This is a genomic window from Pantoea sp. SGAir0175, assembly GCF_043547855.1.
In genome coordinates this window covers 1,768,644-1,794,927 of the sequence record NZ_CP028081.1, presented here as the reverse complement: position 1 = coordinate 1,794,927, position 26,284 = coordinate 1,768,644, and the positions used below count along the sequence as shown (strand labels likewise).

Here is a 26,284-nt window from a genome sequence, read left to right as displayed (position 1 = left end):
GCAAGGGGAAATCGTCTGCCGCGCAACAGCCCAATTTGATTTAGCTCAGCAGGAATGCCCACGCGCTGCTTTTCTCTCCTTCCGCTTATCCCCGGCAATGCCCGCTTTTTTATCGGTTATTCGCGCCATCAATTATTCCTGCGCGCTCGTATGCTCACAGCATGACTCTGTGGAGAGCAGAGACGCGTAATAAGGAAGGCAATGATGAAAGGTATAGTGCTGGCGGGCGGGACAGGTTCCCGCCTGCATCCCGTAACCTGCGGCGTATCGAAGCAGCTGTTACCGGTTTATGACAAACCGATGATTTACTATCCACTTTCGGTGCTGATGCTGGCAGGCATTCGTGACATCCTGGTGATTACTACCGCTGAAGATCTGGCGGGATTCCAGCGTTTGCTGGGCGACGGCAGCCATTTCGGCGTCAATCTGCAGTTCGCGGTGCAGCCATCGCCCGATGGCCTGGCGCAGGCGTTTATCATCGGTGAGTCTTTTATTGCCGGTGAGCGCTGCGCATTAGTGCTGGGCGATAACATTTTCTTTGGGCAAAGCTTTGGTAAAAAGCTCGAAGACGTGGTTGCGCGCCCTCAGGGCGCTACGGTATTTGGCTATCAGGTGATGGACCCCGAGCGCTTCGGCGTGGTGGAGTTTGATAAGCAGTTCCGCGCGCTTTCCATTGAAGAAAAACCGCCACAGCCAAAATCGAACTATGCCGTCACCGGCCTCTATTTTTACGATAAAAACGTCTGCGCCATGGCGCGGGAAGTTCGCCCTTCTCCCCGCGGCGAGCTGGAAATTACCACCCTCAATCAGATGTATCTCGACGATGGGTTGCTCAACGTCGAAGTGCTGGGACGTGGCTTTGCCTGGCTCGACACCGGTACCCATGAGAGCTTACTCGAAGCGTCACACTTCATTCATACCATTGAAAAGCGCCAGGGCTTCAAAATTGCCTGTCTGGAAGAGATCGCCTGGCGCAAGTGCTGGATCGGCAGCGAGTCGCTGCTGCAGCGCGCCGCCTATCTCGGCAAAACGCAGTATGGTCACTATCTGAAGATGCTGGTGGAGGAGTGAGATGGAGGTCATCACCACGAAAATTGCTGATGTCAAAATTATCCAGCCTAAAGTGTTTGGCGATGCCCGCGGCTTCTTCCTCGAAACCTTTGAGAAGCGGCGTTATCAGCAACTGCTGGATATCGACCTGGATTTTGTGCAGGACAACTACTCCCGTTCGGCGCGTAACGTGTTGCGCGGGCTGCATTTTCAGAAAACCCAGCCGCAAGGCAAACTGGTGCGCGTGGTACGCGGCGCGGTGTTTGACGTTGCCGTCGATATCCGTGCGGATTCGCCCACCTTTGGCCAATGGACCGGGCTGGAGCTGTCTGAAGAGAACAAAACCCAGTTGTGGATCCCGCCGGGTCTGGCACACGGTTTTGTGGTGCTCTCCGAGGTCGCTGACTTCGAATATAAATGTACTGATTACTACAACCCACAGGATGAAGCCTGCCTGATGTGGAATGACGCTGAAATTGCGGTGCAATGGCCGGTAGCGACGCCTCTGCTATCGGTAAAAGATCAACAAGGACTCTCCCTGCAGGAGTTAGTGCAATGCGCGTTTTGTTAACCGGTGCTTATGGCCAGCTTGGCCGTTGTTTACTGGATCGGGTGCCGGCAGAGTGGGTGCTGCTAGCCTGTGGCTCTGCCGAGTTAGATATTACCGACCGCCCGGCGGTGGAACGGGTGGTGAAGAAATTCCGTCCCGATGTGATCATCAATGCCGCCGCATATACCGCGGTCGATAAGGCTGAAACCGACCGTATCCGCGCCATGAAGGTCAACGCCATCGGCCCGGAAAATCTCGCCATCGCCGCTCACCAGCAGGGCGCCCGCTTGATTCATCTCTCCACCGATTACGTGTTTGATGGCAGTAAAAAAACGCCTTATACCGAAAGCGATCTGCCCTGCCCGATTAATTTCTACGGCCTGAGCAAATGGGAGGGTGAGAAACGCGTATTCTCAGTGCTGCCGGACGCCGTAGTGATTCGCACCTCGTGGGTGTTCAGTGAGTACGGTGCAAACTTTGTCAAAACCATGCTGCGGCTGGCAGAAACCCGCAGCGAAATCAGCGTGGTGAACGATCAGTGCGGCTGCCCGACCTATGCCGGCGATCTGGCACAGGCGATTATCACCCTGGCATCCCGCGCGGAAGCCGCCGGCGTTTATCACTACTGTGGCGATGTGGCGGTCAGCTGGTGCGAATTCGCCCAGGCGATTTTTGTGGCCGCGCAGCGGGATGTGCTGGTGAAAGGGATTGGCAGTGCGCAATATCCGATGGCAGCGGCAAGGCCGGTAAATAGCGTACTGAATACCGTGCGGATAGCGGCGCTGGGGGTTGAAGCATCGGACTGGCAAAACCGCGTGCAATCCGCCTGCTTAGCCGGTGATTCAGCCATCGTTCAGCCCGTTCCTGACATCACCGCCCTGCAATAAATATAAAACAAGGCGTCTCAGACGCCTTGTTATTATCCCACCAGAGGTAACGCGCGGCTTGTTAGCTTTTGCTCAGCCAGGCGGTGAATGATTTGCACAATATTGTCAACTTCGGCCAATGCTAAGCCAGGATAGACCGGCAAACATAACACGCGCTGAGACATTTGTTGTGCAATCGGTAAGGCCGCTTCATCAGCGCTAGGTAATCCACGATACATTGGGAAACTGGTGATCAGCGGATAGAAATAACGGCGGGCAATAATGTTGTGCTCACGCAGATGGGCATAAAGCTCATCACGACTCAGCGGAAAATCTTCGGTTACCATCACCGGCAGATAAGAGTAGTTCCATTCAACATCAGCCGGAATATGCGGCAGCGTAATGCCATCGATTTCCGCGAGCAAATCATAGTAGTGCGCCTGAATACGCGCCCGCTCCGCTAATGCCTGGTCGATGTGCTTTAACTGCAGCAGGCCAAAGGCCGATTGCACCTCGTTCATCTTGCCGTTAATGCCGGTCGCCACAATGGTGGTTTCATCTGCAAAGCCAAAATTCTTCAGGTAATCGATGCGCTTTTTGGTTTTAGCATCCGGGCAAATAATTGCGCCACCTTCAATGGTATTGAAAACCTTCGTTGCGTGAAAACTTAAAATCGACAAGTCACCATAATTCAATATGCTGTTGCCGTTTTTACGGACGCCAAAGGCGTGAGCCGCATCGTAAATGACTTTCAGCCCGTACAGGTCAGCGATGCGCTGAATATTCTCCACGTCGCACGGATTGCCGTAGCAGTGCACCGGCATAATGGCTGTGGTTTGCGGTGTAATGGCCTGCTCTATTTTGGAGGCATCGATATTACAGCTTATCGGGTCGATATCGACAAACACCGGGGTTAACCCATTCCACAACAGAGAATGCGAGGTGGCGACAAAAGAATAAGGTGTGGTGATGACTTCACCGGTAATACGCAACGCCTGCAGTGCCGTCAGCAACGCCAGCGTGCCATTGGTAAATAAGCAGAGATGCTCAACACCTAAATAGCGTGCCAGCTCCTGTTCAAGTTGCTGATGGAAGGGCCCGCCGTTGGTCAGGACTTTATTCTGCCAGATCTGTTCAAGGTAAGGCATGAACTCTTCCAGCGGTGGCATAAGCGGGCTGGTTACATACACAGGTTTATTATTCATAATCGTTCACCTCAGCAGAGTGCCTTTTCACACCAACCCACTCTTGAAGGTTATCAGCCGGGTCATTCCCTGCAGAACAGGTATTCGCCTCAGCCAGTGATGAGGCGGTGAATGACCGCAGAGTGTGGTGTTATCCAGATAGATTGAAACTGCATTGACCCGCTGCGGTGCAGCAGGTCAAAAATTAACGCTTCAGCGTCCAGGCTTGTGACCAGCTTTGCAGGTTCTCGCCTTCCAGCATCCAGTCCTGGCGAATTTCCTGCTGCAGCCTGGCGCCCATTTGGGCACTCGCTGCGGGGTCCAGCAGATGCATATTGATGGCGTCCACCCAGTCTTTGTGGCGGTTCTTCACGCGCGTGACGGTTAAATCACCGCGATAACACGCCACATCACTGCAAATCACCGGAATGCCGCAGGCACCATATTCCATCAGGCGCAGATTACTTTTACAGGTGTTGAAAAAGTTATCTTCGACAGGCGCTAACGCCAGGTCGAGATTAAGCGAAGCCAGTTTGGCCGGATAACGCTCAATTTCTACGCCGTGGTGATATTCATGAATAAAAGGCCGCAGCTTTGGCGGGCACATGCCAAAAAACACCCATTCAACGTCATTAGCAAAATGGCGCACTACATCGACAATCATTTCCAGATCGCCGGTATGACTGGAGCCCCCGGCCCAGCCAACGCGTGGTTTTTTTCCCTGATTGCGCAGCGACTGCAGCTTGCCCCACCAGTCATGCGAAAGACGGTTTTTACGCACCACAATATCGTGGTGCATATCCGCGAACGCTTCGGCTAGGGGTTCGGTGGATACGACAAAGCGATCCATATAACTCAGGCTGCGCCGCATCAATTTTTTAACATCGTTGCCAAACTGTGAGCGATGATGATTTTTGAGCGGAATATTGGGCAGGTAGTCGTCGAGCTCATAAATTTTGAACGCCTGCGTATGCTTACTGACTTTCTCCAGCCATTCATGGAACTCGGCGTCAATCCGACGCTGGAAAATCAGGCTATCGGGCGCGAAGCGATTGAGCTCGGCAACATTTATCAGCGTGGAGGATAGTTTGCCATCCACCAGGCCGGCATCGCGCATCGCCTCATAGGGCTTGATGATGCGATAGTAACCACAACCGGCAAAATCAGCCATGAAAGGCATAACCACCGGCAATGGCCGCCACGAAAGCGGACGCCATGTCAGTTCGCTGTCGGAGGACACGCTAAAGTTGATGTTATTGAGCGTCAGGTTGGGGTTATACGCCGGATCCTGGGTCACGATGGCCTGCCATTTCTGCAGCTGACGATCTTCCTCCTGGCTTCGACTCTGCGTGTCGATCGTCAGTTCAGGATTAACCTGCCGCAGCATACGCACGTACGGTGTCCAGACCGTCATCAACCCGGCTTCGCGCACGCGCAGACAGAAGTCGACATCGTCGAAATGCTGCAGCGTCTCATCCAGACCCTCAACGGCGCGAAACACCTCGGTACGCACCATCATCAGATCGCCTGACACCGCGCTGTAGTTCTGGTCGGCTTGCAAACGCGCCATGTGTCCCGCGGTTTCATGGCTCTCACCATAGAACGGCTCACCTACCAGGCCGTTAATCCCCAGCACATAACCGGCGTGGCGTACCTGGCCATTTGCGTAGATTTGCCGGGCGCCAACAATAGCGACTTCCGGACGTTGGGCATGGTTAAGCAGATTTTCCAGCCAGCTGTTATCAAGCATGGCCAAATCGCTACTCAGCAGCAGCAGGTAATCGCCTCTGGCCACAGCGGCGGCGGCATTGACCATTCTGGCGCGATGAAAACCGCCCTCAATCTGCAATGTGCGAATGCGTGCCGGGTCGATCTCAGCGATACCGCGCAGCCATTCGTCCTGGGCGGCACTTCCGCCCTGAGCAGAAACCAGGAGCAATTCATAATTCTGTGAGGCGGTTTTTTCCATCAGTGAGGTGACGCAACTCACCAGGTTCGGGAGGTGATTACTCACCAGAACGATGATGGAAACCGGGGCCGACTGCGGGTGACCATAATGCAGCTGATAAACATTATGTGGGCTCAGGCTGACATCGGCCTGTGCGTAGCCGCGGTGCTGCAGGTGGGTGCGGATGAGGGCGCGCTCTTCATCCACCGGCTGTCGTAATGAGGCGGTCTGCACTAACGGCTCAGCCAGATGCCCAATCACATTAAAAGGCTGGCTTTCGATGGTGCGCAGAATCACGTCCAGTTCAAAACAGCCCGGCCAGTGCGTGGCAAACCCGCCAGTCTGTTGCAAAAATTCGCGGCGGAACAGCCAGTGGCAGGCCATTCTCGATGGGTTACTGAGCAGCAGGTCAAGATTAAAGTCAGGGCGGAAGGATGCGCCAACCGGACGGCCATTGACCGGATACACCTCATCGGCATAAATCAACTGGCAATGACCGACCTCCGGCAGCACCGTTCCCAGCGCCTGCAAACCTGAGGTATACAGCTGACTGCCGGCCCGTAATACTATCAGCCAGTCGAAATGTCCCTCATCGGTCAGCGTGTTGAGCGCAGCAACTACCTGATTGTCGCGCACATCAATACGCTGCACAGAGGCCGGAATAAACGATTGATACGGTGCCGCCAGCACCACCGGCTGCAGGCTCAGGCCGGCCACAGAGACATCCAGGCTGGCCTGTGTCAGCAGCCACTCGGTCTCAGTCGCGTCGCGAACATCAATCACCACGGCAATACGTGCGACCGGCTGACTGGCAAGATGCTGTGCAATCAGCTGTTGTTCGATGGACCGCAGTGTGCGTTGACGGAACCACTCGGCAAAATGGCTCTCTACCCGCGCATTCTGCAGCGCCGTTGTCAGGTCAAACGGCTGGAAGTCCTGCTGGCTGCGCAGCGTGGCGTGACGGATCCAGCCCTGCGGCAGCTGCTCATCATACCAGCCCAGTTTTTTGATCTCTTCCGGAAAGCGCTGGTGAGACTGACTGGCTATATTGCCATCGAGGCGCGCTTCCTGACTGGTTTGCTCACGCGAGATACGAATCTGCGCCAGCACCTGCGGTAAATAGACCAGATGACCATGACGTAGCAAGCGCAGGTAAATCACCAGATCGGCAATGAACGGTAGCCCTTCATCGATCAACGCATGCAGCTCGCGCGGTTCGTCCACCAGCTTGCGCAGCGCCGCGCTGCGCACTAAAACGGCACTGGGTTCACCGATAAAGTTGTTCAGGAAATCAGCCTGCCAGCGGGCCATATCCTGACCATGAAAAATCGTGTCTTCTAATACCGGCGATACGCTGTAAATCTCGTCTGCCATCGCTTTACCGACGGAATCAATGCGATTACGTCTGGCTGTCGCCATCACCGCTTGCGGCACCTGCGACAGCGCCGCGACTAATTGCGACACGGCCTGCGGCAGAAGTACATCATCATCATAAAGGAATTTTACGTATTCGCCTTTGGCGCGACGTATTGCCTGACTGAGGTTGGCGATTTCGCCTAATGCGGGATGATGATGCTGGTAATAGATGGGAAATTTACTGTTTACCTGATACGCACTAACAATATCCTCGATTTTTGCATCAGGGCAATCATCGCCAATGATGATTTCACAATGAGGGTAATCCTGTGCTAATGCACTTTTCAGCGCCAGTTCAAACCAGGTGGCTTTATAAGCAGGAATGATTATGCTTACCAGTGCGTTCGCGTTCATTGTCGGTTGTATCCTCAGCCTCGGCGATAACTCACGTCTGTGTGACGTCTCTTTCAGCTCAGAATACGCGGCGCGCCTGGAAACAATCGCGCCATTATCCAGTAAAAAAGCGGTTAATCCCGCCCATAAAAAAGGCCCCCAGTTGGGGGCCTGATCTGCGTAAGAAAGAATTAACGCAGCAGAGACAGCATGGTCTGTGGCACCTGGTTGGCCTGCGCCAGCACCGAAGAACCCGCCTGCTGCAGGATCTGCGCGCGCGACATGTTCGACACTTCTGTCGCGTAGTCAGAGTCCTGAATACGGCTGCGCGCAGCTGACAGGTTGTTCACGGTGTTGTTCAGGTTGGTGATGGTTGACTCAAAGCGGTTCTGTGAAGCACCCAGCAGGCTGCGCTGTGAGTCAACAGATTTGATGGCCGCATCGATGTCTGCCAGTGGCGTGGTGCCGGACGCTGCGCCAGACGCGCCGCCGGTAACTGCGCCTTTCAGCACGTCAAAACCAACGGCTTCAGTAGAGCGCGCGGTACCGTTAACGGTATCGCCTGAGGTCATCGCACGGGTGTTCAGCGCGGTGCCGCTGGTGCCGGCTTTCGCCAGGTTGTAACCATCGCTGGAGCTAATGGTGATAGCGATGGTTTCGCCATCTTTTGAACCCACCTGGAAGCTGTAGTCGGTAGAGCCGGAACCGGTGTTCAGCACTTTGATGCCGTTAAAGTCGGTCTGCGACGTTACGCGGTTGATCTCTTCCATACGCTGGTTAACTTCAGCCTGGATGGAGTCGATGTCTGAGGCCGAGTTGGAGCTGTTCTGCGCCTGTACGGTCAGGTCACGTACACGCTGCAGGTTGTTGTTGATCTCGGACAGCGCGCCTTCAGCGGTCTGAGCCAGTGAGATACCGTCGTTGGCGTTACGGGCAGCAACGGTCAGGCCGTTGATGTTAGAGGTGAAGCGGTTAGCAATCGCCTGACCTGCAGCGTCATCTTTTGCGCTGTTAATACGCAGACCAGAAGAGAGACGCTCAATAGCGGTACCCAGAGAAGCCTGAGACTTTGACAGGTTGTTCTGAGTCGTCAGCGACAATGTGTTGGTATTAATCACTGCCATAGCAAGTTTCCTTTATTAAGAGAGATAATTCAGCCCTTCAGGCCTGCGGTTCAACACCGTATTAAAGTTATCGACAGGCTGCGCAAAAACTTCACTCTTTTTAATATTGATTTTGTCGTCTTTGCAGACAAAAAATAGATGTTAATAATCAGAAAATTAGCAACGAGGCTGTGGCTACTCTCTTCCGGAAATAAAAAAAAACGGAGCCAGCTGGCTCCGTTGAAGGCTGCGTGTTTGCGATTAACGCAGCAGAGACAGCATGGTCTGTGGCACCTGGTTGGCCTGCGCCAGCACAGAAGAACCTGCCTGCTGCAGGATCTGCGCGCGCGACATGTTCGACACTTCTGTCGCGTAGTCAGAATCCTGAATACGGCTGCGTGCAGCTGACAGGTTGTTCACGGTGTTGTTCAGGTTGGTGATGGTTGACTCAAAGCGGTTCTGTGAGGCACCCAGCAGGCTGCGCTGTGAATCGACGGCTTTGATAGCGGAGTCGATGTCTGCCAGAGGCGTGCTACCGGACGCTGCACCAGACGCGCCGCCGGTGACTGCGCCTTTCAGCACGTCAAAACCAACGGCTTCAGTAGAGCGCGCGGTACCGTTAACGGTATCGCCTGAGGTCATCGCACGGGTGTTCAGATCCGTACCGCTGGTGCCGGCTTTCGCCAGGTTGAATTTGTCGCTTGAGCTCAGGGTGATGGCGATGGTTTCGCCATCTTTCGCACCTACCTGGAAGCTGTAGTCGGTAGAGCCGGAACCGGTGTTCAGCACTTTGATGCCGTTGAAGTCGGTCTGCGACGTTACGCGGTTGATCTCTTCCATACGCTGGTTAACTTCAGCCTGGATGGAGTCGATGTCTGAGGCAGAGTTCGAGCTGTTCTGCGCCTGTACGGTCAGGTCACGCACACGCTGCAGGTTGTTGTTGATCTCGGACAGCGCGCCTTCAGCGGTCTGAGCCAGTGAGATACCGTCGTTGGCGTTACGGGCAGCAACGGTCAGGCCGTTGATGTTAGAGGTGAAGCGGTTAGCAATCGCCTGACCTGCAGCATCATCTTTGGCGCTGTTAATACGCAGACCAGAAGAGAGACGCTCAATAGCGGTACCCAGAGAAGCCTGTGACTTGGACAGGTTGTTCTGCGTGGTCAGCGACAAGGTGTTAGTGTTAATGACTGCCATGATGTTTATTCCTTAACTGATGATGAATTCAGGTCGAAAACCCGTGGCGTTCTCGCCGTCGCCAAAATTTATCGGCAGCCGCTGCGTAAGCTTTAATGATGATTTCATTAAAATTAAGCGGTAAGTAACGATCGAAGAAAATCTCAGCAGCAGAAATAAAAAAGGGCCCCATGCGGGGCCCGGTCTGTGCGCGAGAGAATTAACGCAGCAGAGACAGCATAGTCTGTGGCACCTGGTTGGCCTGTGCCAGCACAGAAGAACCTGCCTGCTGCAGGATCTGCGCGCGCGACATGTTCGACACTTCTGTCGCGTAGTCAGAATCCTGAATACGGCTGCGCGCAGCTGACAGGTTGTTCACGGTGTTGTTCAGGTTGGTGATGGTGGACTCAAAGCGGTTCTGTGAGGCACCCAGCAGGCTGCGCTGTGAGTCAACAGATTTGATGGCCGCATCGATGTCTGCCAGTGGCGTGGTACCAGAAGCTGCACCAGATGCACCACCGGTCACTTTACCTTTGAGTACGTCAAAGCCAACAGCTTCAGTTGAACGCGTGGTACCGTTAACGGTATCGCCGGAAGCCATTGCACGGGTGTTCAGATCCGTACCGCTGGTGCCGGCTTTCGCCAGGTTGTAACCATCGCTGGCGCTGATGGTGATAGCGATGGTTTCGCCGTCTTTTGAACCCACCTGGAAGCTGTAGTCGGTTGAGCCGGAACCGGTGTTCAGCACTTTGATGCCGTTGAAGTCGGTCTGCGACGTTACGCGGTTGATCTCTTCCATACGCTGGTTAACTTCAGCCTGGATGGAGTCGATGTCTGAAGCCGAGTTGGAGCTGTTCTGCGCCTGCACGGTCAGGTCACGCACACGCTGCAGGTTGTTGTTGATCTCGGACAGCGCGCCTTCAGCGGTCTGAGCCAGTGAGATACCGTCGTTGGCGTTACGGGCAGCAACGGTCAGGCCGTTGATGTTGGAGGTGAAGCGGTTAGCAATCGCCTGACCTGCAGCATCATCTTTGGCGCTGTTAATACGCAGACCAGAAGAGAGACGCTCAATAGCGGTACCCAGAGAAGCCTGTGACTTGGACAGGTTGTTTTGCGTGGTCAGCGACAATGTGTTGGTATTGATAACGGCCATGATAAATTCCTTGAGTCAATGAGTTGAGATTCTATCGGGCTTTTGGCCCGAGGCCATTCAGCTTGCTTTGGTTATCGTCGGTGCCTGAGAAAACCTTAGCTATTTTTTTAAACCCCGAAAACAGGCCCTTATCCCTTCTTTATTTGCCTCATTGTTTTTTTATATTTTGTCTAATATTTTTCCGCTCACTGCCGATACCCTCCTCAGTGATTATCCACCTATAAAGGATTACAACATGGCAAGTGTAAGTAACCTCAATGCTGGTAATAGCCTGGGTTTGAGCGATCTGTATGACCAGCTTGAAACGGCAGAAAAAGCCAACCTGACGCCAATTACAAATCAGCAAACCTCTTATAAAGCCAAGCTGACAGCATGGGGCGTCGTGCAAACGGCACTGGCGAAAGTCCAGACAGCTGCCGCTGCGCTCAAAGACACGTCTGCAATTGCCTCAACAAAAGTCAGTAGCACCAATACTGCGTTCACCGCCACGCTGGCCAATGATGCGGCGGCCGGTAACTTTTCGGTTGAAGTCACCCAACTGGCTAAAGCGCAGTCGCTGCTGTCGAAAAGCGCGACCAGTAAAGATGGCGATTTAGGCGATTCCAGCCTCGCCTCGCGCACCATCACCATTACGCAACCGGGTCAGAAAGACCCAATGACCATCACGCTGAGCAAAGATCAAACCAGCCTGACGGACATTAAAGATGCGATTAACAAACAGCAGGGCAGCGTTACCGCCAGTATCATCAAATCCGATGACAATACCTATTATCTGGCCCTGACCTCGCGTGATACCGGCACCACCAACGAGATGACGGTTTCTACCGATGACAGCGCCCTGGCGCAGTATATTGGTTTTACCAAAGGTGGCAGCAGCAATGGCATGACAGAGCAGGTAACCGCTGCCGACGCCAAACTGAGCATCAACGGCGTCGCCATCACCCGCAGCAGCAACACCATTACTGATGCGCCGGAAGGCGTCACGCTGAATCTGACCAAAACCAACACCGGCAGCCCGGAAACCTTATCCGTCACCAAGGATAATGCGCCGATGATCGCCGCGGTGCAGGCTTACGTTGACGCGTACAACTCGCTGCAGACCACCATCAGTAACCAGACCAAATACACTGCCGTGGATCAGGGCAGTACCTCGCAGGACTCCAGCAATGGCGATCTGTTAGGTGATGGCACGCTGCGTAACATTCAGACCAGCCTGCGCTCCAAGCTGTCCACCAGTGCCCAGAGCGGCGGCAGCATTTCCCTGCTGTCACAGATTGGCATTACCCAGGATGTAAATGGCAAGCTGACCGTCGACAGCACCAAACTGAACAAAGCGCTGGATGAAAAATCGGCGGATGTGGTCAGTTTCCTGTCCGGTGACGGCAAAACCACCGGCTTTGCGACGCAAACCAGTAACTATCTGGATCAGATTTTAGGCAGCAATGGCTCTGTACAGAATGCCACTGACGGCATCAATAAAACGCTGAAAAAACTGTCTGACGATTACGATCGGGTAAACGCACAGATTACCGCCACTATGGCGCGCTACAAGACCCAGTTCACGAACCTCAATACGCTGGTCTCATCCATGACCCAGACTCAGAACTATCTGACGCAGCAGTTCGCGAACATGAGCAGTTAACAGGAGTTAAATATGTACGCTAAATCGGGAACGCAGGCCTACGCACAGGTCGGTCTGGAAAGTGCCGTGTTAAGCGCCAGCCCACATCAGCTGGTGGTTTTACTGTTTGATGGCGCGCTCAGCGCCATGAAGAAAGCCACCATTCTGATGGATCAGGGCGACATTCCCGGTAAAGGCCAGGCGCTGTCGAAAGCCATTAATATCATTACTAATGGCTTACGCGCCGGGCTGAACCATGAAGCCGGTGGAGAGATTTCTGCCAATCTGGATAATCTTTACGAGTACATGACCCGCCGTCTGCTGGAAGCCAACCTGCACAACGATCCGGCAGCGATTGCGGAAGTCGAGCGCTTGCTGAGCAACATTGCCGACGCGTGGAAACAAATTGGTCCTCACGCCGTTCAGGAAGCGTAACCATGACTTCAGATAACGACCTGCTGCAGGGGTATCAGCGTTTGCTCAGCCTGAGTAATCAGATGTTGAAACAGGCGCGCCAGGGGCACTGGGATGATTTAGTGGCCAATGAGGCAGTTTACGTGAGCAGCGTTACGCACGTAGCGCGCGACCGCGATACCTCCGCCCTGCCTGCTGCGCTGCGTGTCCAGTTACGGCCCATGCTGAAGCAGGTGATGGACAATGAGCTTGAGATTAAGCAGTTGATGGCGACCCGCATGGAAGAACTGCGTTCGCTGGTCCAGCAAACCACGCAGCAACAGAAAGTCACCAACGCGTATGGTCGTTTTTCCAGTCAGGTGCTTTACCCCAGCGATTTATAATCCTCTCTGTCAGGGAGACGCTGTTCTCCCTGGATTCTTACCGCCCCGCCATGCTAAGCGTTTAATTACCCCCTTAAACTGAGCCTTATTACCGCCTTGAATGATGGCAACTGTGGCACATTTAACGCAGACCTTTTCAGCCTTGCCGGCTGCATTCTCTCTTTATAAGGCAACAACATGCTCGATATCGCGGATTTAAAAGTTTTTTTTCAGGAGCCTGAAATACAGCAGCTCATCGATGACACCTGGGATAAGGTCGGTGATGCTCTGGCACAGGCGCAGGCAGAATTACCGGCAGAGCTGGCCATGGCGCGCCGTGAACTCTCTTTCCATAGCCATGTAAAATGCCTGGGTTATCTTTGCTGGTTACTCGAGCATAATAATGTGGCGGGTGACATCATTGAAATCGGCGTGTGGAAAGGGAAATCGACGGCTTTCATGAATGAAATTTGCCAGCATAAACGTCGCATTATCAGCATCGATCCCATGGAGCTGGCAAATCAGGAAAGTGAGCTGCGCTTTTATCACGAAAAGCTGTTTCCCCAGGTTAATCTCATCCGTGGCTACTCTGAATTAAGTATTGAGCGGGTGCAGGCCCTTAATCCGCGTACCGTATTACTGCATATTGACGGCGGACACGAAGGCCGCCATGTATTGCTCGATTTCCTGTTATATTCGCCCACCCTGGTGCAAGGCGGCTTTATCGTCTTTGACGATTATCGCGATCACCAGTATTCACCGCAGGTCGGTCCTGCTGTGGATTTATTACGCGCGGGTGGCTATTTTAATGGGTTCGATGTGATTGGCAGTTTGCCCGGCTTTGAAAACAGCTATTTATTGCAGAAGCGATAACCGTTCCAGCCTGATGAAATGTCCTCTCCCGCAGCCGGGAGAGGAAGAAAAGCATTTCAGCTCTGTCCTTTATTTCTCTGCCGTGACCGGCCTGAGAATCTGCGGCTCAATATCCTGAATCACCGCATCGCCAGGACGCTTTGCCACTTCGTCCAGCGCCTGCTGGCACTCGACGGTTGGGCGATCCACTTTACGCAGCGTCAGGCCATCGTAGTGCAGCTCACCGTTCTCCAGCGAGAGCGGCATCACACGCGCCTGACGGTTAACATTAACCCAGTCATCATCCAGGCGCGTCAGCTTGCCCGGTTTGGCAATCACCCGCTGCCACTGGCGGCAGTCAAGGGTAGTGCCATCAGCGCTGACGATCAGGCTGGCCATAGCCTCGCTGCTGATCAGCTTGCTCTGCGGTCCCATCGTCTGCCAGTTACCCTGCAGCTCCAGCGGTGCCGGGGTTTTTACCGCTTCGTCATAACTGTTGATTTGCGCACAGCCGCTCAGCGCCAGCGCGGCCAGTACCATCCACTTTTTCATCTTCGGTCCCTACACTCGCATCAATGGCGGCTACGTTATAATGTTTTCCCGGCGTGACGCAAGGTATCTGCGGTGGATTCCCCCTTCTCTTTCTCCGGCGCCCTCAAGCTGTTCAACTCTTCGCCGATAACCTGATGTGAAGTCTAAAGCACCTGCACCCATAACAATATTGACGACTTACTCACCCTGGTTTCGGAGAACGCTGTTATGCGATTGACCCTTCGCGCACGTCTGGCTGCGATTGTCAGCCTGCTGTGCCTGTTACTGATTATTGCTGCCGTCTGGGGAATTATCGGCCTGCGCGCTGCCGATCAGCGCGCGCAAAATGCCTATCAGAACGAGCTGCTCCCGCTGCAATACTCTTCACGCCTGTACCGCATGGTGCAGGAGCAATCCGCTACCCTGTTCGATGCGCTGCGCTACTGGACCGACAGCAGTGAAGTGGAAAAACGCCTGGCACGCATTGCGCAGTACGGTCAGCAAATCAACGCCGATCGCCATACCTGGCAGCAGCTGGCGTTTGATGCGCAGACCAAACCGCTGAGCCAGCGCTTCCTGACCCATCTCGACGGCTGGCAGGGTGCGCTGCACGAAGCCGGTGAGCTGCTGAAAGGCGGTAACCCGTCCGCCGCACTGGTGGTGATCGAAACCCGCCTGCGCAGCGGCAGCCAGTTGCTGCAGCAGGATATCGATCAGCTGGATACGCTGATGCGCCAGCATGCGCAGACGGCCTGGCAACAAGGCAACCGCGACTACCTGCTGGCACGCAATAGCCTGTTCGCCATCCTGCTGTTGGGTCTGAGCCTGGCGCTGGTCTCCGGCTGGCTGCTGATCCGCTCGATTAACCGTTCCATCGCCCAGGCGCGCGAGCTGGCGGATGCCATTGCCGGCGGCGAGCTCAATCACCGTATCGGTACGGTAACGCGCGATGAGATGGGGGAACTGATGCAGGCGCTGCTGCGCATGGATGTGCGGCTGGCGGAGATCGTGCGCGAGGTGGGCGAAAGTGCCCATGCACTGAGCGATGCGGCACGCCAGATGGCGGATGGCAACGACGATCTGTCGGAGCGCACCCATGCGCAGGCCAGTTCGCTGGAGCAGACTGCGGCCAGTATGGAGCAGATGACCGCCACGGTGAAACACAACGCGGACAACGCCGCGCAGGCCAACGAGCTGGCAAGCGATGTGCGCCATCAGGCCGAGCGCGGCAGCGGTGTACTGCGCGACGCGGTGAGTGCGATGGAGGAGATAGAATCCTCCAGCAAGCGCATCGCGGATATCAACCGCGTGATTGATGAAATCGCCTTCCAGACCAACCTGCTGGCACTGAATGCGGCGGTAGAAGCGGCGCGCGCCGGGGAACAGGGACGCGGCTTCGCGGTGGTGGCGTCAGAGGTGCGACAGCTGGCGCAGCGTTCGGCCGGTGCCGCACAGGAGATCAAGGCGCTGATCGATGCCAGCGTAGGTAAAGTCGAAGCCGGCAGCGCGCTGGTGCAGCGCTCTGGCGAGATGCTTAACGACATCAACCACGGCGTGGCGCGCATGGTGGATATCGTTGGCGAGATCGCTGTGGCCAGCCGCCAGCAATCCAGCGGCATTGAGCAGGTGAACACCGCGGTAATCCAGATGGACGGCGCCACCCAGCAGAATGCATCGCTGGTGCAGCAGGCCAGCGCGGCCAGCCAGACGGTGAGCCAGCATGCCGGTTTGCTGGTGGAAAAAATGGCATTCTTCCGCCTGCAGCAGCCATAAGGAGCCGCCATGAAGCGTACCATAATCGCGCTGCTGGCCGCGCTGCCGCTGCTCAGCCAGGCCGCCACCACGCTCAATATCGCCACCATTGCCAATGGTGACATGACTATCATGCAGCAGCTGTCGAGCCGTTACGAACAGCAGCATCCGGACGTGAAACTTCAATGGCACGTGATGGATGATGGCGCCCTGCGCCAGGCGGTGCTGGCAGCCATGAACAGCGGTGACGCAAAATTTGATGTGATTACCGTGGGTACCTATGAAGCGCCGCTGTGGGGTAAAAAAGGCTGGCTGGCGCCGCTCAATAACCTGCCGCCAGAGTATGACAGCGACGATCTGCTGACGCCGGTGCGCAAAGCACTATCCTGGCAGCAAACGCTGTACGCGCTACCGTTTTACGGGGAAAGCAGCATGACCTATTACCGCAAAGATCTGTTTGCGGCGAAAGGGCTGACCATGCCAGACGATCCCGACTGGACCGACATCAAAAATTTTGCGGCGAAACTCACCGATCCTCAGCACGGTATCTATGGCCTGTGCCTGCGCGGCCAGCCCGGCTGGGGCGATAACGTGGCCCTGCTCACCACCATGGCCAACGCCTATGGTGCGCAGTGGTTTGACGATCGCTGGCAGCCGACGCTGAATTCGCCAGAGTGGCGTGAGGTATTGACCGATTATCTGGCGATGGTGAAACAGGACGGTCCGCCGGATACGGCCAGCAATAGCTTTGGCCAGATCCTGCGTCTTACCGCACAGGGAAAATGCGCGATGTGGATCGACAGTACCGTCGCCGCCGGGCTGCTGATTAACCCGCAGATCTCGCTGGTAGCGGACAAGCTGGCGTTTGCGCCGGCGCCGGGCGGCATTACGCGCAACGGCTCGCACTGGCTGTGGTCGTGGGCGCTGGCGGTACCGGCTAACTCACCGCAGCGCGCCGCCGCCGTGGACTTCATCAGCTGGGCGACCTCGCGGCAGTATATTCAGCAGGTCGCGGATACCGTCGGCTGGGGAGCGGTGCCACCCGGCAGCCGCAACTCCACCTACCAGCAGCCAAACTACCAGCGCCTGGCGCCTTACGCCGCTCAGGTGCGCAGCGCGATTGAATCCGCCACCGTCGATCAACCGACATTGAACACCGTACCTTACACCGGTGTGCAGTACGTCAGTATTGCTGGCTTTGATCAGATGGGTAACGCCGTCGGGCAGAATCTGGCGGCGCTGCTGCAGGGCAAGCTGACGGTGGACCAAACGCTGGAAAAAAATCAGCAGGACGTGACGCGCCTGCAGGCCGCACAGCAGTAAACATTCGGGGTTCCTGACAAGTCGCCGTGTGCGGGTTACACTAACGCGCAATTTGACCGGCAGGAACCCCGAATGAAAACCCCTGAAGAGTATTACGCCCAGGCCCGCAGCCTGTTTTTCACCGCCCACCCTGATTTTCAGTCCGCGCTGGATGAACTGAGTGAGAGTGATGCGCGCGCCGCCAATATGTCCCTGCGTGAACTGCGCGCGTGGCACGCCGAGCGCATCTATGCCGCGTTTCTGCGTCAGAAGAAGCTCGACGGCATGCTGTTCTCCATCCAGCTGGCGGAACCGGATAAAGCAGTTGCTGCACAAGCGATTGAAACCTATCTGAAATCTCACGCGGAAGCGCTGGGTATGACGTGGGAAGAGTTCTGTATTAAGAACGAGTTATAAGCAATGCACTGATAAAAAGGCGATCGGAGAGAAATTTCCGGGGAAAAAGTTGTACAAGATGGGAAAAGTTGTATAACTTAATACTCACGACGACTGTCGTCGATTGTCCTTGAACGAAAGGTGCTATTGCACCGCCTCTGGAGGTGTTGCTGGATTTCCACCTCCAGAGGTTCGATTTTTTGCGTGCACCCTCTGCTTTTGCCCGCTTTGTTCCCCTGTCGTTGCAACTTTACTCCGCGCTGTTTCACCCCCATGAAAATAATTGCCGCCCTGCCGCTTGTCACTGGTTTTATTTACAGTAATATGACGCTCCCACTTTGATTACTGGAATGCCCTGATGTTTGTGGAGCTGATTTACGACAAGCGCAACGTAGCCGGTTTACCGGGCGCGCGCGAAATGATTTTGCAGGAGCTGGAGAAACGCGTGCAGCGCGTGTTTCCGGATCTGGAAGTGCGAGTTAAGCCGATGGAGCGTAACGCCATCGAAACCGATATGAGTAAAAACGACAAGGCGACAATTGCGCGTATTGTTGAAGAGATGTTCGATGAAGCCGAGATGTGGCTGGTGGCCGATTAGGCCACCAGTTGCCGCGCTTAGCTTTCCTGCTCGCTGTGATTGATGGCGATTTCCAGATCCTGAATCGCCTGATCGATATCATCCAGCAGCTGTCCCTGCTTGTTGATCAGCGTATCAAAACGCGTGGCGTACTCTTTATCCTTATACTCCCCGGCATCAAAGGCCAGCCAGTGGCTGGAAAGCGTCTCAGTGTTGGTCTGCGCATAGTGACGCATCTCTTTTAGCTGTGAGGTGACATCACGCAGGTAGTCAGTTTTGGTTTTGATTGCCTCTGTATCACTCATGCTATTTTCCTTTTTGCTGATAAAGCCAGTTAAAATAACGCCTGAGCAATTAAAGTTAGCAGATAATAGCGAAGCCGCCTGCAGAATTATCTTAACTTAGTCTCCATTCGTGGCTGATTGCGATGAATTGAAGTCAGATTTAGCGCTTTTCTTCCGCTACAGACTGTTGCCTTCACACCTATAATGGCACACCAGCCCCGATCATCCGGAGAATGCACTGTGTCGACTGAACCTTTCAATCCTGGTTATTACACCGAACATGAGCTGAATAGTTTCGGCTTCAAACACGTCGGCAGGCAGGTCATGGTGGCCAAAAATTGCACCATTATTGGCCTGCACAATATCACTCTTGGCGATCACGTGCGCATCGACGGATTCTCGACCCTCGTGGCTGCCGGCGATGGGTATCTGACGCTTGGCTCCTACATTCATATTGGCGGTTACTGCGCCATACTGGCAGGTGCCGGTGTGGAAATGGAGGATTTCTCGGGGCTTTCGCAGGGCGTAAAAATCTACTCGAAAAGTGATGACTACAGTGGGGAATTCATGACCAATCCCACCGTGCCTGCCCACCTGACCGGCGTCACCTCGGGGAAAGTGGTGCTGGGCCGACATGTTATCGTCGGTTCGCAATCCATTATTATGCCAGGCCTTACGCTGGCAGAGGGAACGGCGGTAGGCGCAAATTCACTGATAACGCGCGATACCGAAGCGTGGTCGATCTACTTCGGCTCGCCCGCTAAAAAGATTAACAGCCGGCAGCGAAACCCGCTGGAACTGGAAAAGCAGATCACGCGACCGAACAGGTGATCAGGGCATCCCTGCCCGTCTGAATTACAGATACTTCTTCGCCAGCGCAATAAGTTCATCCTTTGCGGCGCTGCCCAGCTTCAGCACGCCCTGTTCAACAAAGCTGAAGGCCTGGACAAAGTCCTTCACCCCGGCGCTGATATCCTGCGCCACCGCATCGCTGGCGGCGATCGCAGCAGCCGGCGTGTCGGGGGCAACAACCGGTGCGGTGGCCTGCGCGTTGCGCACACCAGGCGTGGCGGCCGCCGAGGCGCCTGCGCTGGCCGAGCCGTTCGCCAGCGTATCCTGCGTTGCCAGCTGCTGATCGAGATCGACCGGAGCATCCGCATGAAACGGTTGCTCAGCGCTGGCGGGCGCTGCCGGTTGCGCAGCTGGCGTTGCGACTACCGGCGTTGCGGCTGCCGGCGGCGTCGCTGGCTGGGCAACGCTGTCAGCTGCGCTGTCAGCGGCAGCCGGCGCGCTGGCCGTTTCGTTGGCAAAACTCTCCAGCGGTGACAATTCCTGTTGCGCCGCAGCGCTGGTTGGGTTGATGACAGTTTGATCGCTCATAATTTTCTCCTTATTGCTAAATAAAGACCGCAGTTGCTGCAAACGGACTGCGATCCGCTCAGTAATACGCATCAGGTCCTCCTTAGCGCCGCGGCTGTGGCGCGGTTTGCTGACCGGCCGGCGGCGTGGAGGGCGTTGAGGTGTGGCTGGTGCTGCGCGGCGGCTGGGCATCCAGCTTTTTCTGCAGCTCAACCAGCTGGCTGGTCAGTTCGGCGACCTTTGCTTCGCGTCGATCAGAGATCGCCCGGTACTGCTGGCGAATCTCCTCCACGCGCCGGTTGGCGTCGTTATTGACGTAAAGAAACAGAATGGTCATCGCCACACACAGCAGCGATAACAGCATCAGCAGGCCACCCAGCATCAAATGACGGCGGTGGCTTCGCACCAGCAGTTCACTGTTTATCTGCACCATCGCGGTTCTCCTCCAGAGTGGTGATCAATTGATTAATCTGGCTGCGAAACTTATCGCTGTGCTCGGCTTCGGTGGTCGCCAGCAGGATACCGAGTGCGTTCTTGATCAAACGCAGATCGGTCTCCAGCGATGAGATACGCCGCAGGTTTTTGTCGTGACGGATACGCAGTTCATCGTTTTCCTGGCGCATCAGCGCATGGCTCTCCTTGAGAAGCAGCACCTGCTCTTTGTAGCTGGTGATGATCTCGCCGCCCGCGCGATTGCTGGTGACGATTGACGCGATCCCCGCCATCAGGGGTTTCCAGAACACCGCTGCCGCGCCACCGCCAAGCAGCAGTGCGCCTACGCTGGTGACCAAACTACTCTCCATGCCCTACCTCTCTCACCTGGCGAGGGTTAGCCGGACACCCCGCTGACCTCCCTCGCCAGTATCACGGCCAGCGGCATATTTAAGTTTACTTTAAATAATGATTTTAAGTATACTTAAGTCAAGCCTGGAGGAGTTGTCAAGATGATGAAAAAAGAATCTGGTGGTGAGCGCATTCGCCAGCGCCGTAAGGCACTGAAATTAACGCAGCAGGCGCTGGCCAATGGCATTGGCGTGTCGCACGTTGCGGTTTCGCAGTGGGAGAAAGAAGAGACGGTGCCGCGTGGTGAGCATCTGCTGCGGCTGGCGGAGTTGCTGCAGTGTAGCGCGGCGTGGATTATTGATGGCGACGGCCAGCCGTTTGCCAGTACGCACGCTTCCCCCGCTCTCACTGCCGTGCCGCTGGTCACGCTGGTGCAGGCCGCGGACTGGCTGGATGAGCAGCGACTGCAGTGGCAGCAGCAGGCCGTCCGCTTTCTTTACAGTGACGAAGCACTGAGCGACAGTGCGCTGGCGGTAACGCTGGAAGATGACGCCATGAACCCGGCGTATCGCGCCGGCGACCGGTTGATCTTTGATCCGCAACGCGTGCCCCAGCCGGGTGATGTGGTGCTGGCGCGGGTAGATGACGCCGCGATGGTGCGAATTATTCGGATGCACGACGAGCAAATTTTCTCGTTACGGCCGCTGAACGAAGATTTTCCCGTGCAGCAGAGTCAGAAAAGTACGCTGGAACTGATTGGCACGCTGGTAGAAATGCGGCGGCGCGGCAGCCGCTGAAGCAGCAAAAAACCCGCCACGCGGCGGGTCAAATCCAACAAAAGACTACGGCAAAAATCACAACGTGTCGGTGAGATGATCGACGATCACCCTTCCCTCGGGATCGGTTTGCGTTATACGGTAACTAACGCGATAAGAGCGACGGTTACTCAGTTTATCGAACAGCGCCACGCTGCCCTTTTGCTCACCGTTGGCACCGACAATGTGCCATTCGGTGACATCTTCCTGTCCACGGTTATGCAGGCGTAACAAGCTCTGCTCAACTAAACGATCGCTTTCATCAATCTTCAAATAATCACGCAACATCTTTATCACCTCCGGTTAACCCGGCTAACGATACGCTTTTCATTTATCCTTTCAATCGAATTTATTTATCGTTAACCTCGCTGACCCGCTGTTGAGTAAAAATTCCCCCTGCCGTGAGCCGCCAGCCGCTTCGGTTAAGTGGAATTTTATAAAATAGTTAACGATCACGCGTCTCAGCGCTGGACAGATCCTGCCGTCTGGCTGTTAATGTAAGGCAAAATAACGATAGCGCCGGACAATCTCATGCTGACTACCATCCTTTACCGCAGCCACCTCTATGATCACGTTCCCATCAAAACGCTGGAGGATATGGTTGGCAAAGCCAATAAGAAAAACGAAGTTTCAGATGTCACCGGCATTCTGTTGTTTGATGGACGACATTTCTTCCAGCTGCTTGAAGGGCCCGATCAGGCCGTTCAGGGCATTTACGACCGTATCTGCCGCGACGCCCGCCATCACAATCTGGTGGAGCTGATGCATGACTTCGCGCCAGCCCGGCGCTTTGGTAACGTCGGAATGGAGCTGTTTGACCTGCGCGAGCACGACAAATCCAGCGTGCTGCAGGCGGTGCTGGATAAAGGCACTTCGCGTTACCAGCTCACCTATGACGACCGTGCACTGCAGTTCCTGCGTACCTTCGTTGAGGCGCGGGAAAAAGAGAACTATTTCGAGATCCCGCCGGCGAATACCTGGGAATTTATTACTGATGCGGAAAGCCAGCGTCAGCTGGAGAGTCTGCAGCACTATGTACAGGATTGCCGGTTTGCGTTTCAGCCGATTGTCGATCCCTTCTCGCGGCGTATTACGGCCTATGAAGCACTGATTCGCACGCCGGACGGCGGTTCACCTCAGGAATACTTCTCTGCGTTTGGCGGTGATGCGATTTACCACGCCGATATTCAGTCCAAGAGTCTGGCCTTCAACCTGGCGAAAAATCTCGGCCTCGGCGAGCAGACGCTGACCATCAATCTGCTGCCGATGTCGCTGGTCACCGTCCCGAATGCGGTGGATTTCCTGCTACAGGAAATCGCGGCCAACGGTCTGGTACCGGAGCAGATCGTGGTGGAAGTGACGGAGAATGAAATCATCTCGCGTGCTGAAGAATTTACGGCAGAAGTAAGAAAACTTAAGGCGGCGGGTATCAGCCTGGCGCTGGATGACTTTGGTGCCGGGTTTGCGGGGTTGTCGCTGCTGTCTAAATTCCAGCCGGATAAGATCAAAATCGACCGGGAAATCATCAGTGACGTGCACAAAAGCGGCCCAAAACAGGCGATTGTGCATGCCATTATTAAGTGCTGCGCTTCGCTGGAGATCGCGGTGATTGCTGAAGGCGTGGAGAAAGCCGAGGAGTGGATGTGGCTGGAAGCGGTCGGTGTCAGTCAATTCCAGGGCTATCTGTTTGCCCGCCCACAGTTTAATGGTTTCCCGGCAGTAGCCTGGCCGGAGATTAAGTAACCGGCAAAGCTGACCGCCGTAACGGCGGTCACAGGCTTAACACTCAGTCTCACGCGCCGGTTCTTCCAGCCGTTCACTCAGCACTACGTACTTCATCATCTCAAAGGTACGCTGCGTCATTGGCACCGCGCTGCACGGGCGAAACCAGCCAAACTGCTTCTGGTACAGCCACACTTCCGGATAGCGCTCGCCATCTTTAATCCAGTAATAACCATCATTCATAGGTTTGCCCAGCGGCCTGAGCCGCGAATCAGACATTCATGCGTGCCCGATAAAGTGATACGCCCTCTGGCGTAATGAGTAACCCTGCTTGCATGAAAGCTTACTCCAGCTAAATACTGTAGCAGAGAATAGAGGCAATTGTGCATTTCACGCTGGGCTTATTCAGGCAGGAAACGAGACGCGAAGAGAATAAATGCCCCTAAGCTAAGGGGCGAAACAAACAGGCAACTAAACGTCCGTGTTTCGGCAATGGAGTGGAGTACGACAGACACAGGTTTCAGGAAGCGATATCGTCAGGCGTGCGCTGAACAATAAGTTCCAGTGCCTGGCGATAAATATCCAGCTGAACCACGTCATGTTCAGACTCTAATCGCTCCAGCAGCGCCAGAATAATATCTTTATTGCTCACGCGCAGTTTCACCGCCGCCAGCTGTTTGTAAATCAGCGCGATGATCTCTTTTTCACTGGCATATTCTGAACCCGCGTGCTGGAAATATTCTGACAATTGAGACTCTGCTGACGTCGATGCATTCTGTTTCATAACAAGCCTCATCGGGTAAGCTGCAGTGCAAACTGCAGTGATTAATCGGTTACTCAGGTTAAATTTTTGAATCAGCACAGGTAAAAAAGCAGCCTCTGAAAGTGGAAATCCACAACACCTTCAGAGGCGATGCAAAGCATCATTCGTTACGTGTGACTGACTGCCACAAGCGAGAAGTTATACAAAGATGGAAAACTTGTACAACAATTTAGTTAGCATTTCGTGTGGTCAGAGGAGATTTGCACAATAATTTTGCCATTCTCTTCAACAATAAATCACCATTTTCGCAGGAAAAATCATGCAGTTAACCTGAATAAAATATCAGGCGCTGTGCTAAGCCTCTCTTTCTGCTCAACAAAATTATTTTTACTCCTTGCTGACGCGTGCACTTCTATACAGCCCCCATAAACTTGTACAACTTTGCAAAACTGTACAATTTAGCCGTTCTGCGTGTAGAGTGTGAAAACGATTACGGCCGCCAGAAACGGCCAGCGATCAGCTAAAATTCATCACAACAAAACCCCTGCTGGAGAGAAAGATGAAACAACACGAAACCAACAAGGAGCGTAAAAACGAGGGCGAGGTACACAAGGGTTTACCGGAAGCCGCGCCGCATGCAGGTAATGCTTATGAGGAAGATGATCATCCAGCCCATGATGATGCTCGTGAGCACGGCGAAATCCCGCGTACACGCGATGACAGTCAGGATGACAAAAAAGATCCTTATCAGGATCAGTAAAATACCTTCGATGATATCTGGACCGACCCACCGGATGTTATTTTCGTGGCCGCTGACTGCTGGCGTTAATAAGCGAAGCGGCAACCGAGATTGATCATTGAGTTTAATTAAGACATTATTTTGCGGAAATTAGAGAAGGCGTGCCTTCATTCATTTCTGGAGAGCACTGATGGATACGGGTTTTTACTGGGTAGGCAGCAGCACAACTGAGCCTGAGGTATGGTACTGGGATGCTGGACGCGGTTTTTATCGCCCGATGGAGCCGATACCGCTTTCTCTGCCTCGTTTTAAATCTGCCGGTTTTAAACTTCTCAGTGGCAAACTGATGCCACCGGAAGAGGTGCAATCTGCTTAGGTTTTCGTCTGCAGGTGAGAATATTGTCAGTTACGCTGTTAAGCGCAGCGTAGCTGAACTATATTCCTGTGAGGAGGACATGATAATGCAGGAAGGATTTTATTGGGTGCAGCGCGGCGCAGAACAGCCAGAAGTCTGGTTTTTCTCAACCAGTGGAGAAGGTGCCTGGTTTGAACCCACCAAAAACGATGCCATCAGCAAGCAACGCTTCGCTGAACAGGGCTACAGGACGATCAGCGAAAAACTGTCACTGCCCTGACCCTGACGAAACCGCCTCTCTCAGGCGGTTTTTTATTGCGCGCCGCTAGACCTGCATGCTCATGATCTCGCTGTAGGCATTCACCAGCTTGTTACGCACCTGAATCCCCATCTGCATCGAAATTGACGATTTCTGCAGATCGACCATCACATCATTCAACTGGATGCCCGGTTTACCCAGCTCAAAATCCTGCGCCTGACTGCGCGCAGCGGTCTGGGTGGCGCTGATTTTATCCAGCGCGGCTTTCATGGTGGCACCAAAATCGAGCTGACTGGCGGACTCGGTCGGTTTGCCACTGGCCTGCAGTGACGTCAGCTGCAGCTGCTGCAGTACGCCATCTATTGCCTGAATTGACATTGCCTGTACCTCATAGATGAAGGGTTCTTTTTTTCACGGAGGAAAAGTTAACACACTGTCAATAGGACAAAGGCGCTAAATGACTGCAAAAAACCCGGCTTATCCAGCCATCGAAGTGACACGATTCATCAAATAATGCCAGGCATTAGATTGGAATTTCATTTTTTCCCCTACCCCGTCGGCCAGCTACACGGCATCAACGGGCGGGGATGCGTATCAGGGAGTCAGTTTTGTCACCTACATA

31 protein-coding genes are annotated in these 26,284 nt (G+C 54.5%); 17 read left to right on the top strand and 14 right to left on the bottom strand.

The features are described from left to right. Positions 1–204: 204 nt before the first annotated feature. From rfbA to rfbD, 3 genes are read left to right on the top strand one after another with little or no spacing between them, the layout of a single operon-like run. A complete protein-coding gene (gene rfbA / locus C1N56_RS08230; protein ID WP_394517459.1) occupies positions 205–1,071 on the top strand; it encodes a glucose-1-phosphate thymidylyltransferase RfbA in 867 nt (288 codons plus the stop codon). Between the two features lies 1 nt (position 1,072). Beyond that, positions 1,073–1,621, top strand: a complete 549-nt coding sequence (gene rfbC, locus C1N56_RS08225; RefSeq protein ID WP_021509897.1) for a dTDP-4-dehydrorhamnose 3,5-epimerase — start codon at positions 1,073–1,075, stop codon at positions 1,619–1,621. Then, positions 1,606–2,487, top strand: a complete 882-nt coding sequence (gene rfbD, locus C1N56_RS08220; protein ID WP_394517376.1) for a dTDP-4-dehydrorhamnose reductase — start codon at positions 1,606–1,608, stop codon at positions 2,485–2,487. Before rfbC ends, rfbD begins: the two co-directional genes overlap by 16 nt. 32 nt (positions 2,488–2,519) lie before the next feature. Here rfbD and C1N56_RS08215 read toward each other — a convergent pair whose 3' ends face one another. The 5 genes from C1N56_RS08215 to C1N56_RS08195 form a co-directional block, all read right to left on the bottom strand. Then, the gene (locus C1N56_RS08215) at positions 2,520–3,671 is read right to left on the bottom strand and encodes a DegT/DnrJ/EryC1/StrS family aminotransferase (protein WP_021509895.1); all 1,152 of its coding nucleotides are present in this window, start codon (positions 3,669–3,671) and stop codon (positions 2,520–2,522) included. Between the two features lie 184 nt (positions 3,672–3,855). Then, complete coding sequence (locus C1N56_RS08210) at positions 3,856–7,368, bottom strand: glycosyltransferase (RefSeq protein ID WP_394517375.1); 3,513 nt, start codon at positions 7,366–7,368, stop codon at positions 3,856–3,858. Between the two features lie 170 nt (positions 7,369–7,538). Then, complete coding sequence (locus C1N56_RS08205) at positions 7,539–8,471, bottom strand: flagellin N-terminal helical domain-containing protein (protein ID WP_058757414.1); 933 nt, start codon at positions 8,469–8,471, stop codon at positions 7,539–7,541. Between the two features lie 240 nt (positions 8,472–8,711). Continuing rightward, the gene (locus tag C1N56_RS08200) at positions 8,712–9,644 is read right to left on the bottom strand and encodes a flagellin N-terminal helical domain-containing protein (RefSeq protein WP_021509892.1); all 933 of its coding nucleotides are present in this window, start codon (positions 9,642–9,644) and stop codon (positions 8,712–8,714) included. 199 nt (positions 9,645–9,843) lie between these two features. Continuing rightward, positions 9,844–10,776, bottom strand: coding sequence for a flagellin N-terminal helical domain-containing protein (locus C1N56_RS08195; protein WP_058771164.1), 933 nt, complete (start codon positions 10,774–10,776; stop codon positions 9,844–9,846). A 235-nt stretch (positions 10,777–11,011) separates the two neighbouring features. Between C1N56_RS08195 and fliD the strand changes: the two genes are divergently transcribed. From fliD to C1N56_RS08175, 4 genes are all read left to right on the top strand, one after another. Beyond that, positions 11,012–12,418 carry a flagellar filament capping protein FliD gene (gene fliD, locus C1N56_RS08190; RefSeq protein ID WP_238561862.1) on the top strand — a complete coding sequence of 469 codons (1,407 nt, stop codon included), beginning with the start codon at positions 11,012–11,014 and terminating at the stop codon, positions 12,416–12,418. A 12-nt stretch (positions 12,419–12,430) separates the two neighbouring features. Beyond that, the gene (fliS, locus tag C1N56_RS08185) at positions 12,431–12,832 is read left to right on the top strand and encodes a flagellar export chaperone FliS (RefSeq protein WP_021509889.1); all 402 of its coding nucleotides are present in this window, start codon (positions 12,431–12,433) and stop codon (positions 12,830–12,832) included. Between the two features lie 2 nt (positions 12,833–12,834). After that, on the top strand, positions 12,835–13,194 hold the full coding sequence (gene fliT / locus C1N56_RS08180) for a flagella biosynthesis regulatory protein FliT (protein ID WP_088516921.1): 360 nt from the start codon (positions 12,835–12,837) through the stop codon (positions 13,192–13,194). A 177-nt stretch (positions 13,195–13,371) separates the two neighbouring features. Continuing rightward, positions 13,372–14,046, top strand: a complete 675-nt coding sequence (locus C1N56_RS08175) for a class I SAM-dependent methyltransferase (RefSeq protein WP_058757411.1) — start codon at positions 13,372–13,374, stop codon at positions 14,044–14,046. 69 nt (positions 14,047–14,115) lie between these two features. Here the strand turns inward: C1N56_RS08175 and yedD are convergent, their stop codons facing one another. Next, complete coding sequence (gene yedD, locus C1N56_RS08170; RefSeq protein ID WP_058757410.1) at positions 14,116–14,577, bottom strand: lipoprotein YedD; 462 nt, start codon at positions 14,575–14,577, stop codon at positions 14,116–14,118. A gap of 207 nt (positions 14,578–14,784) precedes the next feature. Between yedD and C1N56_RS08165 the strand changes: the two genes are divergently transcribed. The 4 genes from C1N56_RS08165 to C1N56_RS08150 all read left to right on the top strand — a co-directional run bounded on the left by C1N56_RS08165 (position 14,785) and on the right by C1N56_RS08150 (position 18,604). Next, complete coding sequence (locus C1N56_RS08165) at positions 14,785–16,329, top strand: methyl-accepting chemotaxis protein (protein ID WP_125311399.1); 1,545 nt, start codon at positions 14,785–14,787, stop codon at positions 16,327–16,329. Between the two features lie 9 nt (positions 16,330–16,338). Then, positions 16,339–17,631: an ABC transporter substrate-binding protein gene (locus tag C1N56_RS08160; RefSeq protein ID WP_058780709.1), complete on the top strand. Its 1,293-nt coding sequence runs from the start codon at positions 16,339–16,341 to the stop codon at positions 17,629–17,631. A gap of 72 nt (positions 17,632–17,703) precedes the next feature. Further along, positions 17,704–18,027, top strand: coding sequence for a DUF6388 family protein (locus tag C1N56_RS08155; protein ID WP_127834271.1), 324 nt, complete (start codon positions 17,704–17,706; stop codon positions 18,025–18,027). Between the two features lie 337 nt (positions 18,028–18,364). Further along, positions 18,365–18,604 carry a DinI-like family protein gene (locus C1N56_RS08150; RefSeq protein WP_021509882.1) on the top strand — a complete coding sequence of 80 codons (240 nt, stop codon included), beginning with the start codon at positions 18,365–18,367 and terminating at the stop codon, positions 18,602–18,604. Positions 18,605–18,621: 17 nt separating this feature from the next. Here C1N56_RS08150 and C1N56_RS08145 read toward each other — a convergent pair whose 3' ends face one another. Further along, complete coding sequence (locus C1N56_RS08145; protein ID WP_058757407.1) at positions 18,622–18,888, bottom strand: hypothetical protein; 267 nt, start codon at positions 18,886–18,888, stop codon at positions 18,622–18,624. A gap of 219 nt (positions 18,889–19,107) precedes the next feature. On the opposite strand from C1N56_RS08145, the gene C1N56_RS08140 reads away from it, so the two are divergent. After that, positions 19,108–19,698 (top strand): acyltransferase, encoded by a 591-nt coding sequence (locus tag C1N56_RS08140; RefSeq protein ID WP_249042759.1) that lies wholly within the window; start codon positions 19,108–19,110, stop codon positions 19,696–19,698. A gap of 24 nt (positions 19,699–19,722) precedes the next feature. Here C1N56_RS08140 and C1N56_RS08135 read toward each other — a convergent pair whose 3' ends face one another. The 3 genes from C1N56_RS08135 to C1N56_RS08125 form a co-directional block, all read right to left on the bottom strand. Next, entirely contained in the window at positions 19,723–20,247 is a 525-nt protein-coding gene (locus tag C1N56_RS08135; protein ID WP_136548001.1) for a hypothetical protein, read from the bottom strand. Between the two features lie 82 nt (positions 20,248–20,329). Beyond that, entirely contained in the window at positions 20,330–20,659 is a 330-nt protein-coding gene (locus tag C1N56_RS08130; RefSeq protein WP_248295873.1) for a hypothetical protein, read from the bottom strand. Beyond that, the gene (locus C1N56_RS08125; RefSeq protein WP_031280179.1) at positions 20,640–21,029 is read right to left on the bottom strand and encodes a hypothetical protein; all 390 of its coding nucleotides are present in this window, start codon (positions 21,027–21,029) and stop codon (positions 20,640–20,642) included. The genes C1N56_RS08130 and C1N56_RS08125 overlap by 20 nt, the downstream gene beginning before the upstream one ends. Positions 21,030–21,170: 141 nt before the next feature. Here C1N56_RS08125 and C1N56_RS08120 point away from each other — a divergent pair, with 141 nt between their 5' ends. Beyond that, positions 21,171–21,806: a S24 family peptidase gene (locus C1N56_RS08120; protein WP_127834274.1), complete on the top strand. Its 636-nt coding sequence runs from the start codon at positions 21,171–21,173 to the stop codon at positions 21,804–21,806. Positions 21,807–21,863: 57 nt separating this feature from the next. Here C1N56_RS08120 and C1N56_RS08115 read toward each other — a convergent pair whose 3' ends face one another. Further along, entirely contained in the window at positions 21,864–22,112 is a 249-nt protein-coding gene (locus tag C1N56_RS08115) for a hypothetical protein (RefSeq protein WP_021509875.1), read from the bottom strand. A 243-nt stretch (positions 22,113–22,355) separates the two neighbouring features. Between C1N56_RS08115 and C1N56_RS08110 the strand changes: the two genes are divergently transcribed. Further along, positions 22,356–23,567 carry a diguanylate phosphodiesterase gene (locus C1N56_RS08110; RefSeq protein ID WP_058757401.1) on the top strand — a complete coding sequence of 404 codons (1,212 nt, stop codon included), beginning with the start codon at positions 22,356–22,358 and terminating at the stop codon, positions 23,565–23,567. A gap of 36 nt (positions 23,568–23,603) precedes the next feature. Here the strand turns inward: C1N56_RS08110 and C1N56_RS08105 are convergent, their stop codons facing one another. Next, entirely contained in the window at positions 23,604–23,825 is a 222-nt protein-coding gene (locus C1N56_RS08105) for a hypothetical protein (protein ID WP_058757400.1), read from the bottom strand. Positions 23,826–24,066: 241 nt separating this feature from the next. Next, positions 24,067–24,330, bottom strand: coding sequence for a biofilm/acid-resistance regulator YmgB/AriR (locus C1N56_RS08100; RefSeq protein ID WP_262264751.1), 264 nt, complete (start codon positions 24,328–24,330; stop codon positions 24,067–24,069). Between the two features lie 538 nt (positions 24,331–24,868). Between C1N56_RS08100 and C1N56_RS08095 the strand changes: the two genes are divergently transcribed. The 3 genes from C1N56_RS08095 to C1N56_RS08085 all read left to right on the top strand — a co-directional run bounded on the left by C1N56_RS08095 (position 24,869) and on the right by C1N56_RS08085 (position 25,683). After that, entirely contained in the window at positions 24,869–25,069 is a 201-nt protein-coding gene (locus tag C1N56_RS08095) for a hypothetical protein (RefSeq protein ID WP_058757398.1), read from the top strand. Between the two features lie 169 nt (positions 25,070–25,238). Beyond that, complete coding sequence (locus tag C1N56_RS08090; protein WP_058785645.1) at positions 25,239–25,424, top strand: hypothetical protein; 186 nt, start codon at positions 25,239–25,241, stop codon at positions 25,422–25,424. Positions 25,425–25,509: 85 nt separating this feature from the next. Next, complete coding sequence (locus C1N56_RS08085; protein WP_158251397.1) at positions 25,510–25,683, top strand: hypothetical protein; 174 nt, start codon at positions 25,510–25,512, stop codon at positions 25,681–25,683. 45 nt (positions 25,684–25,728) lie between these two features. On the opposite strand, the gene fliE is transcribed toward C1N56_RS08085, so the two are convergent. Next, positions 25,729–26,040, bottom strand: a complete 312-nt coding sequence (gene fliE / locus C1N56_RS08080) for a flagellar hook-basal body complex protein FliE (protein ID WP_021509871.1) — start codon at positions 26,038–26,040, stop codon at positions 25,729–25,731. Positions 26,041–26,284 lie beyond the last annotated feature (244 nt).

Bases quoted from the DNA above. Each gene is read 5' to 3' on its own strand.
- C1N56_RS08195 (WP_058771164.1), bottom strand. From the start codon at position 10,776: ATGGCCGTTATCAATACCAACACATTGTCGCTGACCACGCAAAACAAC.
- yedD (WP_058757410.1), bottom strand. From the start codon at position 14,577: ATGAAAAAGTGGATGGTACTGGCCGCGCTGGCGCTGAGCGGCTGTGCG.
- C1N56_RS08160 (WP_058780709.1), top strand. From the start codon at position 16,339: ATGAAGCGTACCATAATCGCGCTGCTGGCCGCGCTGCCGCTGCTCAGC.
- fliD (WP_238561862.1), top strand. From the start codon at position 11,012: ATGGCAAGTGTAAGTAACCTCAATGCTGGTAATAGCCTGGGTTTGAGC.
- C1N56_RS08215 (WP_021509895.1), bottom strand. From the start codon at position 3,671: ATGAATAATAAACCTGTGTATGTAACCAGCCCGCTTATGCCACCGCTG.
- C1N56_RS08135 (WP_136548001.1), bottom strand. From the start codon at position 20,247: ATGAGCGATCAAACTGTCATCAACCCAACCAGCGCTGCGGCGCAACAG.
- C1N56_RS08110 (WP_058757401.1), top strand. From the start codon at position 22,356: ATGCTGACTACCATCCTTTACCGCAGCCACCTCTATGATCACGTTCCC.
- C1N56_RS08125 (WP_031280179.1), bottom strand. From the start codon at position 21,029: ATGGAGAGTAGTTTGGTCACCAGCGTAGGCGCACTGCTGCTTGGCGGT.
- C1N56_RS08090 (WP_058785645.1), top strand. From the start codon at position 25,239: ATGGATACGGGTTTTTACTGGGTAGGCAGCAGCACAACTGAGCCTGAG.
- C1N56_RS08095 (WP_058757398.1), top strand. From the start codon at position 24,869: ATGAAACAACACGAAACCAACAAGGAGCGTAAAAACGAGGGCGAGGTA.
- rfbD (WP_394517376.1), top strand. From the start codon at position 1,606: ATGCGCGTTTTGTTAACCGGTGCTTATGGCCAGCTTGGCCGTTGTTTA.
- C1N56_RS08100 (WP_262264751.1), bottom strand. From the start codon at position 24,330: ATGAAACAGAATGCATCGACGTCAGCAGAGTCTCAATTGTCAGAATAT.
- fliE (WP_021509871.1), bottom strand. From the start codon at position 26,040: ATGTCAATTCAGGCAATAGATGGCGTACTGCAGCAGCTGCAGCTGACG.
- C1N56_RS08130 (WP_248295873.1), bottom strand. From the start codon at position 20,659: ATGGTGCAGATAAACAGTGAACTGCTGGTGCGAAGCCACCGCCGTCAT.
- rfbA (WP_394517459.1), top strand. From the start codon at position 205: ATGAAAGGTATAGTGCTGGCGGGCGGGACAGGTTCCCGCCTGCATCCC.
- C1N56_RS08145 (WP_058757407.1), bottom strand. From the start codon at position 18,888: ATGAGTGATACAGAGGCAATCAAAACCAAAACTGACTACCTGCGTGAT.
- rfbC (WP_021509897.1), top strand. From the start codon at position 1,073: ATGGAGGTCATCACCACGAAAATTGCTGATGTCAAAATTATCCAGCCT.
- C1N56_RS08205 (WP_058757414.1), bottom strand. From the start codon at position 8,471: ATGGCAGTGATTAATACCAACACATTGTCGCTGACGACTCAGAACAAC.
- C1N56_RS08115 (WP_021509875.1), bottom strand. From the start codon at position 22,112: ATGTTGCGTGATTATTTGAAGATTGATGAAAGCGATCGTTTAGTTGAG.
- C1N56_RS08155 (WP_127834271.1), top strand. From the start codon at position 17,704: ATGAAAACCCCTGAAGAGTATTACGCCCAGGCCCGCAGCCTGTTTTTC.
- C1N56_RS08200 (WP_021509892.1), bottom strand. From the start codon at position 9,644: ATGGCAGTCATTAACACTAACACCTTGTCGCTGACCACGCAGAACAAC.
- C1N56_RS08105 (WP_058757400.1), bottom strand. From the start codon at position 23,825: ATGTCTGATTCGCGGCTCAGGCCGCTGGGCAAACCTATGAATGATGGT.
- C1N56_RS08120 (WP_127834274.1), top strand. From the start codon at position 21,171: ATGATGAAAAAAGAATCTGGTGGTGAGCGCATTCGCCAGCGCCGTAAG.
- fliS (WP_021509889.1), top strand. From the start codon at position 12,431: ATGTACGCTAAATCGGGAACGCAGGCCTACGCACAGGTCGGTCTGGAA.
- C1N56_RS08210 (WP_394517375.1), bottom strand. From the start codon at position 7,368: ATGAACGCGAACGCACTGGTAAGCATAATCATTCCTGCTTATAAAGCC.
- C1N56_RS08165 (WP_125311399.1), top strand. From the start codon at position 14,785: ATGCGATTGACCCTTCGCGCACGTCTGGCTGCGATTGTCAGCCTGCTG.
- fliT (WP_088516921.1), top strand. From the start codon at position 12,835: ATGACTTCAGATAACGACCTGCTGCAGGGGTATCAGCGTTTGCTCAGC.
- C1N56_RS08150 (WP_021509882.1), top strand. From the start codon at position 18,365: ATGTTTGTGGAGCTGATTTACGACAAGCGCAACGTAGCCGGTTTACCG.
- C1N56_RS08175 (WP_058757411.1), top strand. From the start codon at position 13,372: ATGCTCGATATCGCGGATTTAAAAGTTTTTTTTCAGGAGCCTGAAATA.
- C1N56_RS08085 (WP_158251397.1), top strand. From the start codon at position 25,510: ATGCAGGAAGGATTTTATTGGGTGCAGCGCGGCGCAGAACAGCCAGAA.